This window comes from Pseudomonas sp. SLFW (assembly GCF_009905615.1).
Taxonomy (GTDB): domain Bacteria; phylum Pseudomonadota; class Gammaproteobacteria; order Pseudomonadales; family Pseudomonadaceae; genus Aquipseudomonas; species Aquipseudomonas bambusae.
Map to the genome: position 1 here is coordinate 1 of NZ_JAAAKW010000002.1, position 13479 is coordinate 13479.

General features: G+C 58.6%; 13 protein-coding genes. 10 read left to right on the forward strand and 3 right to left on the reverse strand.

Annotated elements, in window-relative coordinates; translation table 11 throughout:
- Window positions 1-287: 287 nt before the first annotated feature.
- Entirely contained in the window at window positions 288-1508 is a 1221-nt protein-coding gene (locus GVN17_RS03350) for a CaiB/BaiF CoA-transferase family protein (RefSeq protein WP_166593826.1), read from the reverse strand.
- Between the two features lie 10 nt (window positions 1509-1518).
- Complete coding sequence (locus tag GVN17_RS03355) at window positions 1519-2700, reverse strand: acyl-CoA dehydrogenase (protein WP_166593827.1); 1182 nt, start codon at window positions 2698-2700, stop codon at window positions 1519-1521.
- Window positions 2701-2874: 174 nt separating this feature from the next.
- On the opposite strand from GVN17_RS03355, the gene GVN17_RS03360 reads away from it, so the two are divergent.
- The 10 genes from GVN17_RS03360 to GVN17_RS03405 all read left to right on the forward strand — a co-directional run bounded on the left by GVN17_RS03360 (window position 2875) and on the right by GVN17_RS03405 (window position 12818).
- The gene (locus tag GVN17_RS03360; protein ID WP_166593828.1) at window positions 2875-3771 is read left to right on the forward strand and encodes a LysR family transcriptional regulator; all 897 of its coding nucleotides are present in this window, start codon (window positions 2875-2877) and stop codon (window positions 3769-3771) included.
- 436 nt (window positions 3772-4207) lie between these two features.
- Entirely contained in the window at window positions 4208-5329 is a 1122-nt protein-coding gene (locus GVN17_RS03365) for a Re/Si-specific NAD(P)(+) transhydrogenase subunit alpha (protein WP_166593829.1), read from the forward strand.
- 11 nt (window positions 5330-5340) lie between these two features.
- Window positions 5341-5679 (forward strand): NAD(P) transhydrogenase subunit alpha, encoded by a 339-nt coding sequence (locus tag GVN17_RS03370; RefSeq protein WP_166593830.1) that lies wholly within the window; start codon window positions 5341-5343, stop codon window positions 5677-5679.
- Complete coding sequence (locus tag GVN17_RS03375) at window positions 5676-7121, forward strand: NAD(P)(+) transhydrogenase (Re/Si-specific) subunit beta (RefSeq protein ID WP_166593831.1); 1446 nt, start codon at window positions 5676-5678, stop codon at window positions 7119-7121. Before GVN17_RS03370 ends, GVN17_RS03375 begins: the two co-directional genes overlap by 4 nt.
- Before the next feature lie 188 nt (window positions 7122-7309).
- A complete protein-coding gene (locus GVN17_RS03380) occupies window positions 7310-8803 on the forward strand; it encodes an acetyl-CoA hydrolase/transferase family protein (protein WP_166593832.1) in 1494 nt (497 codons plus the stop codon).
- Window positions 8804-9122: 319 nt separating this feature from the next.
- On the forward strand, window positions 9123-9338 hold the full coding sequence (locus tag GVN17_RS03385) for a DUF1127 domain-containing protein (RefSeq protein WP_166593833.1): 216 nt from the start codon (window positions 9123-9125) through the stop codon (window positions 9336-9338).
- Between the two features lie 435 nt (window positions 9339-9773).
- Complete coding sequence (locus GVN17_RS03390) at window positions 9774-10091, forward strand: DUF2388 domain-containing protein (protein ID WP_166593834.1); 318 nt, start codon at window positions 9774-9776, stop codon at window positions 10089-10091.
- A 106-nt stretch (window positions 10092-10197) separates the two neighbouring features.
- Window positions 10198-10503: a DUF2388 domain-containing protein gene (locus GVN17_RS03395; protein WP_166593835.1), complete on the forward strand. Its 306-nt coding sequence runs from the start codon at window positions 10198-10200 to the stop codon at window positions 10501-10503.
- A gap of 36 nt (window positions 10504-10539) precedes the next feature.
- A complete protein-coding gene (locus GVN17_RS03400) occupies window positions 10540-10860 on the forward strand; it encodes a DUF2388 domain-containing protein (protein WP_166593836.1) in 321 nt (106 codons plus the stop codon).
- Window positions 10857-12818, forward strand: a complete 1962-nt coding sequence (locus tag GVN17_RS03405) for a DUF4105 domain-containing protein (protein ID WP_166593837.1) — start codon at window positions 10857-10859, stop codon at window positions 12816-12818. The genes GVN17_RS03400 and GVN17_RS03405 overlap by 4 nt, the downstream gene beginning before the upstream one ends.
- Window positions 12819-12907: 89 nt before the next feature.
- Here GVN17_RS03405 and GVN17_RS03410 read toward each other — a convergent pair whose 3' ends face one another.
- On the reverse strand, window positions 12908-13309 hold the full coding sequence (locus GVN17_RS03410) for a GFA family protein (protein ID WP_166593838.1): 402 nt from the start codon (window positions 13307-13309) through the stop codon (window positions 12908-12910).
- Window positions 13310-13479 lie beyond the last annotated feature (170 nt).

Below are 13479 nucleotides of genomic sequence, written 5' to 3' on the forward strand. Positions count from 1 at the left end.
GGCGAATTCTACAGCGTTACAACTTGCTGTCAACCACCTTTTTCACCGCTGTCGATTCGAACACCAGAACCGAAGCACTTCCACGCTACCCTGAACCTGTAACTCGTTGATCTTCAAGGAGTTTTCGGTTCCGACTGCGCCGGAAGTGGGGCGAATTATAGACACATCCGAAGGGGCGTCAACACTTAATTTCAAATTTATGTCAAAAAACCAAAACATGAGCAAAATCAGCGTGTTCCTTCTGTTTATATAGGGCAGCACTCCTGACGCCCTATATAGAAGGGTCGCTAAAGCACGCCAGCCTCACGCAAGGCCATAACTGTCTCGTCCGACAGCCCCAATAGATGGGTTAGAACCTCCGACGTATGCTCCCCCAACAACGGTGGCGCTCGGCGATACTCCACCGGCGTACCCGACAACCGAATAGGGCTGGCCACCTGAGGCACCGTTCCACCCAAGGCATGGGGCAGCTCAATCCTCAAACCTCGCGCCTCAACCTGTGGGTCGGCAAACACTTGGGCCACATCATTGATGGGGCCACACGGAACACCCGCCCCTTCAAGTGCAGCCACCCACTCAGCCGTTGTCTTGAAGACCGTCGCCTGGCGAATCAGGGGAATCAGCTCAGCCCGATGCGCCACACGCTGCTTGTTGGTGGCGAAGCGCGGATCGTCAGCCCATTGCGCCTGACCAGCAACTTCCGCGAACTTACGGAACTGACTGTCGTTTCCTACGGTAAGAATGAAGTCGCCATCGGCAGTGGGAAAATCCTGGTACGGCACGATGTTCGGATGCGCATTGCCCAGACGGCGAGGTGGTGTGCCCGTTGTCAGGTAATTCATGGCCTGATTCGCCAGGCACGCGACTTGAACATCCAGCAGCGCCATGTCGATATGCTGGCCAACGCCACCCTGATCCCGATGGGCGAGGGCGGCCAGAATGGCTGACGTCGAATACAACCCAGTCAAAATGTCGGTCAGAGCGACCCCGACCTTCACGGGCCCGGCACCGTCCTCGCCCTCAGGCCGACCGGTCAGGCTCATCAATCCACCGAGCCCCTGGATCATGAAGTCATAGCCCGCGCGCTTTGCGTAAGGGCCGGTCTGCCCAAACCCTGTGATCGAGCAATAGATAAGCCGCGGGTTCTCGACTTGCAGCGACGCGTAGTCCAAGCCATACGCCTTGAGCCCACCGACCTTGAAGTTCTCAATGACGATGTCGGACTTTGCCGCCAGCTCACGCACCAGCTTCTGACCTTCCGGCCGTGTGAAGTCGATCGTGACGGACTGCTTGTTCCGATTGGCCGCCAGGTAATAGGCAGCCTCGGACGTGTTATCGCCCCTTGGGTCCTTCAGAAAAGGAGGCCCCCAAGCGCGCGTATCGTCGCCATTGCCAGGGCGCTCGATCTTAATCACGTCGGCACCCAGATCTGCGAGTATCTGGCCCGCCCACGGACCAGCTAAAACGCGAGATAGGTCCAGCACCCGCAAATGCGATAGCGCGCCCATGACTGGCTCCTTAATAGAAAGCCTGAATGCCAGTCTGCGCACGCCCGAGAATCAGCGCATGCACGTCGTGCGTTCCTTCATAGGTGTTCACGACTTCCAGGTTCACCAGATGACGGGCAATACCGAACTCGTCAGAGATCCCATTGCCGCCAAGCATGTCCCGAGCCATGCGTGCGATGTCCAGCGACTTGCCGCAGGAGTTGCGCTTCATGATCGACGTGATTTCCACCGCCGCAGTGCCTTCGTCCTTCATACGTCCCAAACGCAGGCAGCCTTGCAGGGCGAGCGTGATTTCAGTCTGCATGTCGGCGAGTTTTTTCTGGATCAGCTGATTGGCTGCCAGAGGACGCCCGAACTGTTGACGATCCAGCGTGTACTGGCGAGCGGTGTGCCAGCAGAACTCCGCTGCGCCCAGCGCTCCCCAAGAGATGCCATAACGCGCAGAGTTCAGGCAGGTGAACGGGCCTTTCAGACCTCGGACGTCCGGGAAGATGTTTTCTTCCGGGACGAACACGTTATCCATGACGATCTCGCCTGTGATAGACGCCCGCAAACCGACCTTCCCGTGGATAGCCGGAGCGCTCAGGCCTTGCCAGCCTTTTTCGAGCACGAAGCCACGGATATCACCGGCATCGTCTTTGCCCCAAACCACGAACACGTCAGCAATCGGGCTGTTGGTGATCCACATCTTGGTGCCGGTCAGACGATAACCGCCGTCTACCTTGCGGGCACGGGTGATCATCGCACCCGGATCGGAACCATGGTTCGGCTCGGTCAGGCCGAAGCACCCAATCCACTCGCCAGACGCCAGCTTGGGCAGATACTTCTGCTTTTGCGCTTCGGTACCGAATTCGTTGATCGGCACCATCACCAGCGATGACTGCACACTCATCATTGAGCGATAGCCAGAATCCACGCGCTCGACTTCGCGAGCGATCAGGCCGTAGCAGACGTAGTTCAGGCCACTGCCACCGTATTGCTCAGGAATAGTCGCGCCCAACAGGCCGACCTCACCCATTTCCCGAAAGATCGCAGGGTCGGTTTGCTCATGACGAAACGCTTCAAGGACGCGGGGGGCGAGTTTGTCTTGGGCGAACTGCTCGGCGCTGTCGCGAACCATGCGCTCTTCTTCAGTGAGCTGCTGGTCCAGCAACAGGGGATCAATCCAGTTGAAGCTTGCCTTACCGCCCATGACGTTCTCCTCGCTAAATGATGTTCCCGGACATTGCCGGGAAAAGTCGTGAGTTGATGCTAGGCGCGGATAGGCCCATGGGCAAACGACGATTTCGCATAGTCTTGTGCTAATTTCTCACTCCGAGAATGTGCAAAGCGCCATATCTCAGGCCAATGAGTGAGGTTCAGGTACATGCGCCGCAAAATCCCCAGCACTGCCGCACTGGTCAGCTTCGAGGCTGCAGCGCGTCATGAAAGCTTCACCAAGGCTGCGGATGAGCTTTCGCTCACCCAAAGTGCAATTTGCCGACAGATTGGCGGCCTCGAAGAATTCTTGAATGTGGAACTGTTCCGACGCTCCCGAAGGGGCGTGAAGCTGACAGAAGCGGGCCTTTCCTACAGCCGCCGTGTCGCTACCCAACTCGATGCAGTTGAACGGGACACGCTCTCCGTCATGGGCCATCAAGGCGCGAACGTGATTGAACTGGCCGTGGTTCCAACCTTCGGAACTCAATGGCTGCTGCCTCGCCTCAAGGACTTTCAGCAACAGAACCCTGACGTCACGATCAATCTGACCAACCGGACGCGGCCGTTCCTGTTCGCGGACACCGACTTTGATGCCGCCATCTATTTCGGCGATGCCGACTGGTCAGGTACGGAATCTCATCGCTTGATGAGCGAAAACCCCATGCCGGTTTGTAGTCCTGCTTTGCTGGGCAACAAACCCCGACTCAGCGCGCGTGAATTATCGGAAATGCCGTTGCTGCAGCAGACCACCAGGCCCTATGCATGGCGACAGTGGTTCGGCTCGATGGACATGAATGTGGCCCGCGACATGACAGGCGCGCGATACGAGCTATTCTCCATGCTCGCTCAAGCGGCTATGCATGACATGGGAGTCGCGCTGATTCCACCTTTTCTGATCCAGCGAGAACTGGCCGAAAAGCGACTGGTGATTGCCAACCCGCATGCGCTGTCGAGCGTAAAAGCCTATTACCTGATGATTCCGGAGCGAAAAGTCGAATCCGCATCATTGAAAGCCTTTCGGGACTGGCTGGTGCATCAGGCTGAAACCTACGCTCTGCCTTGATTTGCGCCTGATTCTATTCAAATGCTGACTTTGTAGTTAGTAAACCCAAAGCGCTACAGATATCTCGTAATGTCGCATTTAAGAAACACCCCTGTTCTTTATACAAAACACGCTGAAGGCTACGATGTGCGCGGCTTACAGCCTGATTACCCCTCACTTTCATCAGGGGCTTTAAAAAAAGTCAAAATGTCACCGGTATCGCTACAGGCCTTTAAACATATGGCCTGTGGCGTTTTATTGCGTCAAACGGTCACAGGGTGACTTGTAGTTAAGTACACGTCGCGTTACAGAATTCCTTGAAGCCCCCGAATTCCGCCTGCAAAATGCCGCGCCCCCGTCTTGTCTAGCGGGGACGTGGTGATCGCTGCCCCAGACGCGCCATCCGCAGCGCGCTGGCCTATTTTCAAAGATAAAAAGATCACGCAGGAGATTTGACGTGCACATTGGAGTCCCTCTAGAAACCCAGTCCGGTGAAACTCGGGTTGCTGCAACTCCGGAAACCATCAAGAAGCTCATTGGCCAGGGTCATAAGGTCACCGTCCAGTCGGGTGCCGGCATCACCGCCAGCGTCACGGACAGTGCCTATGAAACCGCCGGGGCTTCGATTGGCAGCGCTGCCGATGCCTTCGGCGCCGAGCTGATCCTCAAGGTCGTCGCGCCCAGCGACAGCGAGCTGGCTCTGATCAAGAGCGGGACCGTTGTCATCGGGATGCTCAACCCCTTCAACAACGAGATCATCGCCAAGATGGCCGAGCGCGGGATTACCGCCTTTGCCCTTGAAGCAGCGCCGCGCACCTCGCGCGCGCAAAGCCTCGACGTGCTGTCCTCGCAAGCCAACATTGCCGGTTACAAATCGGTTCTGCTGGCCGCGCATCACTACCCGCGCTTCATGCCGATGCTGATGACCGCTGCCGGTACGGTGAAGGCTGCCCGTGTGTTGATCCTCGGTGCAGGCGTTGCCGGTTTGCAGGCCATCGCCACCGCCAAACGCCTGGGTGCAGTGATCGAGGCCTCTGACGTGCGCCCTGCGGTGAAGGAGCAGATCGAGTCCCTCGGCGCCAAGTTCGTCGACGTGCCTTATGAGACTGACGAAGAGCGCGAAGCCGCGGTCGGCGTGGGCGGTTACGCACGTCCGATGCCTGCCAGCTGGATGCAGCGTCAAGCCGTGGCCGTTCACGAGCGTGCCAAGCAGGCGGACATCGTGATCACTACCGCACTGATTCCCGGTCGCAAGGCGCCGGTGCTGCTAAGCGCAGAAACGGTCTCGCAGATGAAGCCAGGCTCGGTGGTCATCGACCTCGCGGCAGCCCAGGGCGGCAACTGCCCGCTGACCGTGGCGGACCAGGTGGTAATCGAGCACGGCGTGACTATCGTCGGCCACACCAACCTGCCTGCGATGGTTGCGGCTGACGCGTCCGCTCTTTATGCACGCAACCTGCTGGATTTCCTGAAGCTGGTCTTCACCAAGGAAGGCCAGTTCGAGATCAACCTTGAAGACGACATCGTCGCCGCGTGCCTGATGTGCCGCGACGGCCAGATTGTCCGCAAGAACGGCTGAGGATAAAAACAATGGAAGACATGCTGATCTCTCACGGCGTCTACAACCTGATCATCTTCGTGCTGGCGATCTACGTCGGCTACCACGTGGTCTGGAACGTCACCCCTGCGTTGCACACCCCACTGATGGCCGTGACCAACGCCATTTCGGCGATCGTCATCGTGGGCGCCATGCTGGCCGCTGCGTTGACCGTCACCCCACTGGGCAAAACCATGGGCACCCTGGCGGTCGCGCTGGCAGCCGTCAACGTGTTCGGTGGTTTTCTGGTCACCCGCCGGATGCTTGAAATGTTCAAAAAAAAGGCTGCTCCTAATAAGAGCCCAGCCAAAACTGAGGTGCCGAAGCAATGAGCATGAACCTCGTCACCCTGTTGTACCTCGTTTCAGCGATCTGCTTTATTCAGGCGCTTAAAGGACTGTCGCACCCGACCACATCGCGTCGCGGCAACCTGTTCGGCATGCTCGGCATGGGACTGGCGGTGCTGACCACGATCAGCTTGGTGTTCAAACTGGCAGCGCTGTCCACCGACGGCGCTAGCGCAGGCATCGGCTACATCATCGTGGGCTTGCTGGTCGGCGGCACCGCCGGCTCGATCATGGCCAAGCGCGTTGAAATGACCAAGATGCCGGAGCTGGTGGCCTTCATGCATAGCATGATCGGTCTGGCGGCGGTGTTCATTGCCATCGCGGCCGTGGTCGAACCTCAATCCCTGGGCATCGTTGCGCACCTGGGCGAGTCGATCCCGACCGGTAACCGTCTGGAGCTGTTCCTCGGTGCCGCCATCGGCGCGATCACCTTCTCCGGTTCAGTCATCGCCTTTGGCAAGCTGTCGGGCAAGTACAAGTTCCGCCTGTTTCAGGGCGCTCCTGTGCAGTTCGCAGGTCAGCACAAGTTGAACCTGATTCTGGGTCTGGCCACGTTGTTCTTCGGCCTGACATTCATGTTCACCGGCAGCCTGTTCGCCTTCAGCGTCATGCTGATCCTGGCGTTCGTGATTGGGGTGTTGCTGATCATCCCGATTGGCGGCGCCGACATGCCTGTGGTCGTGTCGATGCTCAACAGCTACTCGGGCTGGGCTGCGGCCGGTATCGGCTTCTCGCTGAACAACTCGATGCTGATCATCGCAGGCTCCCTGGTGGGTTCGTCCGGTGCGATCCTGTCCTACATCATGTGCAAGGCCATGAACCGCTCGTTCTTCAACGTGATCGGCGGCGGCTTCGGTGGCGCAGCGGATGCAGGCGCGGCAGATGGCGCGAAAGAAGCACGTCCGGTGAAATCCGGCTCGGCTGACGACGCGACCTTCCTGCTGACCAACGCAGACACCGTGATCATCGTTCCAGGCTACGGTCTGGCGGTGGCACGTGCCCAGCACGCCCTGAAAGAGCTGACCGAGAAGCTGACCCACGCTGGCGTGACCGTGAAGTATGCAATCCACCCGGTGGCCGGTCGGATGCCGGGCCACATGAACGTCCTGCTCGCCGAGGCCGAAGTGCCTTACGACCAGGTGTTCGAGATGGAAGACATCAACTCCGAGTTCGGTCAGGCCGACGTGGTGCTGGTGCTTGGCGCCAACGACGTGGTCAACCCGGCAGCGAAGAACGATCCCAAGTCGCCGATTGCGGGCATGCCGATCCTCGAAGCCTTCAAGGCCAAAACCATCATCGTCAACAAGCGCTCGATGGCCAGCGGCTATGCCGGTCTGGACAACGAACTGTTCTACCTCGACAAAACCATGATGGTGTTCGGTGACGCGAAGAAGGTCATTGAAGACATGGTGAAAGCCGTCGAATAAGGCTCTGTCCTGCGGCTGAACGAACCCTCGACGCGTCTATCGGTCGAGGGTTTTTTACATCTTCTGTAACAGTGTTTTACGCTGAGAGCCGCCGTTTAGAGCCTCCAATACGACCTAAGTCATGGGACGCGCCATACCCAACTCTCTAGACTTTGCTGCTCGCATCCTTGTCTTGAGATAAGAACACCATGCACCGTGAACGTATTCGCCTGCCGTCTTTGATGAGTAAGGTAATGAGCGCGGCCGACGCCGCTTCCCTGATCAAAGACGGCATGACCGTCGGCATGAGCGGCTTTACCCGCGCAGGCGAAGCCAAGGCCGTACCCAAGGCGCTGGCTGAGCGCGCCAAGGTGTCGCCACTGAAAATCAGCCTGATGACCGGCGCCAGCCTGGGCAACGATCTCGACAAGCAGTTGACCGAAGCGGGCGTGCTGTCCCGCCGTATGCCATTTCAAGTCGACAGCACGTTGCGTAAGGCGATCAACGATGGCTCGGTGATGTTCATCGACCAGCACCTCTCGGATACCGTCGAGCAACTGCGCAACCGCCAGATCAAGCCGGTGGACATTGCCGTTATCGAATGCGTGGCGATCACCGAAGAAGGTCATCTGGTGCTGAGCTCGTCCGTGGGCAACTCGGCCAGCTTCGCAATCCTCGCCGAGCAAGTGATCATTGAGATCAACATCGCACAGCCTCTGGCGCTCGAAGGCTTGCACGACATCTATATACCGACTTACCGCCCGACACGCCTGCCGATTCCGGTGCTCAAGGCTGACAGCCGAATTGGCAGCCACGCCGTGAAAATCGACCCGGCGAAGATCGTAGGCATCGTGTTCAGTGATCAGGCTGACTCACCTTCAACTGTACTGCCTGCTGACGAAGAAACTCAGGCCATCGCCGGGCATCTGGTGGAGTTCTTCAAGAACGAAGTGCGCCAGAACCGTCTGACCAATCAATTGATGCCGCTGCAAGCGGGCGTCGGCACCATCGCCAACGCGGTGATGACCGGGCTGATCGACTCGCCGTTCCACGGCATGGCGATGTATTCGGAGGTATTGCAGGACTCCACGTTCGATCTGTTCGAAGCCGGGAAGCTGGATTTCGCTTCGGGCTGCTCAATGACCCTGTCCGAACGCAAGCACAATGCGGTCTACGACAACCTTGAGCAGTACAGACCGAAACTGTTATTGCGCCCTCAGGAAATCTCCAACCACCCCGAGGTCGTTCGGCGCCTCGGGATCATCGGCATCAACACTGCGCTGGAGTTCGACCTGTACGGCAACGTGAACTCCACCCACGTTGGCGGCACACGAATGATGAACGGGATCGGTGGCTCCGGCGACTTTGCCCGCAACGCGCATTTGGCGATCTTCGTTACCAAGTCGATCGCCAAGGGCGGTGCGATTTCCAGCGTGGTGCCGATGGTCAGCCACGTCGATCACACCGAGCACGACGTTGACATTCTGGTCACCGAACAAGGACTCGCCGACCTGCGCGGTCTGGCACCCCGCGAGCGCGCCCGCGTGATCATCGATAACTGCGTGCACCCCGCATACCGCGAGGCGTTGAACGACTACTTCCTCCGTGCTTGCGCCATGGGTGGACACACCCCTCACGTGCTGCGCGATGCACTCAGTTGGCACCTCAACCTCGAAGAAACCGGCCGCATGCTGGCGGTGTGAGAAAACAGTTTGGAATTGGCGATGACCTTTCGTCGCCGCTTCTGGCGGGCTGAACACCATTCTGGCAAAAACTGTACTGCTGTACCGGTTGTTTTCAGGGTCGAAAACACAGATTTCACCATTTCAACGCACAAAATGCCCCATTTCGGTGCTTACCGGTACAGTTGCCCCATATATGAACAAAACAGTGCCCCTTCACAGTTAACTGGAGCAGCACAATACAAGTGAACTGTGTCTGGAGAGAGCAGGGCAACGAGAGGAAGATGGGCACCAATCAAGTCACTATCTAATCCCGCCACAAGCGGAAGGAAGAAGCACCATGGAACGCACCGTAAGTTCCGAACTGTTCTACGAAGAAACCGCAAAATCCGCTCAAGGCTCGCTGCCGCTGCGCATGTTCGCCAACCTGATGCTCTGGCAGCGCCGTCTGTCCAGCCGCCACCAGCTGGCACGTCTGGATGCTCGTCTGCTGGCTGACGCCGGTATCAGCGAATCCCAGCGTTACGAAGAGCTGAGCAAGCCGTTCTGGCGCTAAGTTAGCGTCTGCTGGTCCCAGGCTACGAGCCTCTCACCAGCAACCCGAATTGTTCAAACGAAACCCGTCGCAGGTGACTGCTGACGGGTTTCGTCGTTTCTGGGTCTTGATATCCGGGAAAGGGGGCTATGGCAATTCGACCTGCCAGTAACAGTCCTTCGGATGATACCGCCGTAGAGAAACCTTGCTGCTGAACACGAAAAACCGCGAATAGGTACAGTTTTCAAAATACCGATTCTTACAGGCACAGTGCCACAACTGTGCGGCTTCCAGCGGTGCAGGAGGACCACTCGTTGCGAGCTGGCAAAGAGCCGTTCTGGTCCTCACGATCCCGCATACGCTAGTCTTGCACCACTTTTTATGCCCCATCGCTGTCAGACGGTTTCGCTCGGTCGCCGATGTGGTTTTAGATTCACCCTTCCTTGGAGTTCACACATGTCTCGTCTTCGCCTGCTGAGCGCTGCAGCCCTTTTGATTGCGGCCACTGGCGCTCAGGCGTCCAGCTTCGTGGTCACTACCGATACCCTCGTGCGTGCACTGGACGCTTCGTCCAACGCCACGTCGAAAATTTCGTCGTCTTTCCATGACGACAAAATCGTTTTGGCCGCACGTGACGATGCCGCCAGCTTCGTGGCAAGCAATGGCGATATTCGTGGCGTGCATCTGGAAGGCGCGTTTCAACACATTCGCGAAGTCAGCCCCGGCCTGAACGCCACTGACGCACAACTGGCTCAAGCCATTCTGGCGATCTGATTCAGCCCCGCGACAGCTTTCATACCGCTTGCCCCGACACCTTCACTGGCTCTGGCCGGGGCATTTGCGCTAGCCTTGCGACTCGTTTTCCGAATACCGAAGACTCATGCGTTCATTGTCTCGCCTGTTGTTTGCAGCGACTGTCAGCCTGATGGGTAGCACCCAGGCTCATGCGTTCGACACAACCACACAAAGCTTGATCAAAAGCGGGTACGCCACCAGCCAGGTGACGACCGGGCCTTTCGAGAACAAACTGATACTTGCCGCCCAGGATGATGCAGCAGCGTTCATTGCCACTGATGGCCAACTGCGAGGAGCACAACTGGAGTCGGCATTGATATACCTACGTCAAACCTCTCCAAAACTTCATGCAAGCGACCTTGAACTGGCGCAAGCAATCCTCGTCCAATAGTCACTTTTTGCACCCCCGAATTTTTGGAGACGTTCCATGCGTACCCCGCTGATCGCCGCTGCCCTTGGTTTGCTGCTGCTGACCGATATGGCACAGGCTCAAACCCTCAAGGCCACCAGTAACATTGTTGTCCGCGCCTTGGGCCGCAGTGTCGATTTCACTTCCGACACCACATCCTCCGTTCGCAACTGGAAACTGATCGTCGAAGCTCAAGACGACGCCGCCAGCTACGTCGCCAGCAACGGCAACATCCATGGCGCTCGTCTGGACGCTGCGTTTGTTACGTTGCGCGAGCGTCTGCCTGAAGCCCGCAATGCCTCCGATCAGGACCTCGCCGAGGCCATCCTCGCACTGTGAGGCGTCTGGCCGCCTGGCTGCTGGCGTCGGCGCTTTCGCTGATCTGCCCAAGCGCCTTCGCCGATCTGAGCCTGTCGCTGCACACCGACGGGCTTGATGCCACGCAACAGAAGGCCAGCCAGACGCTGCTCGACGAAGCCATGGCGCACCTGCCGCCAATGTTCATCAGCAAGCTGGACCGCAAGGTCGAAGTCCACTGGACGGATGACATGCCGTCCAATGCCTATGGCCGCGCTGACGGGCCTTACAGACTCGATCTGAATCAACACCTGCTGGCGGGGCTGGCTGACGGCACTGCTGCCACCACCCGGACCAATCGCCCCCACGGCACCGTGCGCGAAGAAATGCTGGCGACTGTGCTACACGAGCTCACCCACATTTATGACCATGCCCAATTGTGGTCACCGGAAGAGCGCAAGCTGATCATCGCCTGCACCCGCCAAGCCAACAGCATGGGCAAAGTCGGCCTGCGCGACAGTTGTCGCGGCCAGACGGATCGGCATTTCACCTTCAGCGACGACCCGCGTCTGCTGGACCTCGCAGGCTGGCCGCAATATGTGGGCCGGCGAGGGGAGCGCGAAGAGCGCAACGGCCAGGTCGCGCGCAGCCCGGACATTTACGAAATCAGCAGCCCGCTTGAATTCGTTGCAGTGAACATGGAGTACTTCCTGCTCGACCCCGCGTATGCCTGCCGTCGGCCTTCGCTGTATGACTACTACAAGAAACTGTTCGACTGGGCGCCTGCGTCCAAGGACGAATGCCCGACGTCTTACCCATACCTCAACGCAGGCAACGACTTCGCCCGTGAACCCCTCGGTAAACTCGACCCCGAACGCGTGTACGAGGTCGACTACCTGCTCGCCGAAGCCAACCAGAATCTGGTGAGTCGCTGGGGCCACAGCATGTTGCGGCTGGTGATCTGCAAACCGGGTCGCCCCCGCGGGCCGGATTGCCGACTGGATCTGGATCAGCATCTGGTGCTGTCGTACCGCGCCTTCGTTAATGACCTGCAGCTGTCCAGTTGGAGCGGCCTGACCGGGGCCTATCCGTCGCGTCTGTTCGTGCTGCCGCTAGGGCAGGTCATCGATGAGTACACCAAGACCGAACTGCGCAGCCTGGCGTCGGTGCCGCTGAAACTCTCCCGCGAGCAAATCAACGGCTTGGTGCAGCACGCTGCCGAAATGCACTGGGCCTACGACGGCAACTATTGGTTCATTTCCAACAACTGTGCGGTTGAAAACCTCAAGTTGCTGCGCAGCGGTACTGACGATCCAAGGCTCGTCGGGTTGGACAGCATTTTGCCTAACGGCTTGCTGGAGGTGCTGAAGGGCAGGGGACTGGCGGACACCAGCGTGCTGGACGATCCGAAGAAGGCCTTGCGGATGGGCTACCGATTCGACTCCTATCGCGACCGCTATCAAGCGATGTTCGACGTGTTGCGCAAGACCACTGACGTGAAGGAAACAACGGTGGAGGATTGGCTAGGCTTGCCCGCGAAAGAACGCCAACCGTATTTCGCCAAGGCGGATTTACGCACCAGCGCGGCGATGTTGCTGCTGGAACAGGCGAGCATGCGTCGGCAGTTGCTGCTCGCGCAGGATGAGGTGAAGCAGCGTTACCTCAGCGCGGTGGAACAGAAGGACAAAGGCGTTTCCAAGGCGACTGGCACGTTGCAGGACATTCTCGCGAACAGCGGCTTCCTCAGTCGCCCGGCTGAATTGCTCGGCAGTGGCGGTTATGGGCTGCCGCAAGAAGGCGAGTGGGGACGTCTGGAAGCGGAAAGCACCCAGCGTCAGCAGCAGTTGCAACGGCTGACGGGTGATCTGGACAAAGAGGTGAGGGCGCTGCTGGAGCCGGACCGAGCGGCCGAGATTGCAGCGACCGAGGAAAACCTCAAGCAGGTCGGCGAGCACCTGCGGGCGCTGCACAAAGCGGCGGGTGGGTTGGAATTGCCGTGATGGTCACGTTGTAACAGCGGGCTTGGCCGCGGCGGGTTCCTCAAAATCGCTGTCGACGGCGAGCCTGACCACCACAAAGGTCGGCGAGCTTATACAGACTCGCCCCGTTCCCCCGGCAAATGCTCATCCAGATGCAGCCAAGGTAGGCGAGTGTCGGTCCAGATATGCCGTTCGGCAGCGGCCAGTTCGGGTTGGTCGAGAGTGGCGATGGTGACGTCCATGGTCCCGGGGCTGTTTCGGGTGAACAGCGCGACCTGTGCCCCACAGTTAATGCAGAAATAACGCACGCACGTTGGACTTGAGTCGTACGCCGCCGGGCTGCCTGCCGTCCACGTGAACACCTCCATCGGCACGGTGATCCAGGTCACCACGATCCCGCCCGACGTCCGCCGACAGATCGAGCAGTGACAATGAGCGATGTCCCGCAAAGGCGCGGCGAGTTGATAGCGCAGGTTCCCGCAATGGCATCCGCCTGTGTGCCTTTCACTCATGTCGCATCTCCCGTTCGTGTTTAACGTCTGACTCTCGCAGGGGCGTTTTACTTCATCTTTTCCTACAGCGATCAGCGGAAAGGCGTCGAAAGCTGGCTGAAAGCTAAGCCCTTTAGCATCCCCCCACCGCCGGCGACAGACCGGCCAAGCCAGGGCAGCACGTTTAAAAG

Coding starts and splice junctions, on each gene's coding strand:
- GVN17_RS03350 (WP_166593826.1), bottom strand. CDS start 1,508: ATGGGCGCGCTATCGCATTTGCGGGTGCTGGACCTATCTCGCGTTTTA.
- GVN17_RS03355 (WP_166593827.1), bottom strand. CDS start 2,700: ATGGGCGGTAAGGCAAGCTTCAACTGGATTGATCCCCTGTTGCTGGAC.
- GVN17_RS03360 (WP_166593828.1), top strand. CDS start 2,875: ATGCGCCGCAAAATCCCCAGCACTGCCGCACTGGTCAGCTTCGAGGCT.
- GVN17_RS03370 (WP_166593830.1), top strand. CDS start 5,341: ATGGAAGACATGCTGATCTCTCACGGCGTCTACAACCTGATCATCTTC.
- GVN17_RS03375 (WP_166593831.1), top strand. CDS start 5,676: ATGAGCATGAACCTCGTCACCCTGTTGTACCTCGTTTCAGCGATCTGC.
- GVN17_RS03380 (WP_166593832.1), top strand. CDS start 7,310: ATGCACCGTGAACGTATTCGCCTGCCGTCTTTGATGAGTAAGGTAATG.
- GVN17_RS03385 (WP_166593833.1), top strand. CDS start 9,123: ATGGAACGCACCGTAAGTTCCGAACTGTTCTACGAAGAAACCGCAAAA.
- GVN17_RS03390 (WP_166593834.1), top strand. CDS start 9,774: ATGTCTCGTCTTCGCCTGCTGAGCGCTGCAGCCCTTTTGATTGCGGCC.
- GVN17_RS03395 (WP_166593835.1), top strand. CDS start 10,198: ATGCGTTCATTGTCTCGCCTGTTGTTTGCAGCGACTGTCAGCCTGATG.
- GVN17_RS03400 (WP_166593836.1), top strand. CDS start 10,540: ATGCGTACCCCGCTGATCGCCGCTGCCCTTGGTTTGCTGCTGCTGACC.
- GVN17_RS03410 (WP_166593838.1), bottom strand. CDS start 13,309: ATGAGTGAAAGGCACACAGGCGGATGCCATTGCGGGAACCTGCGCTAT.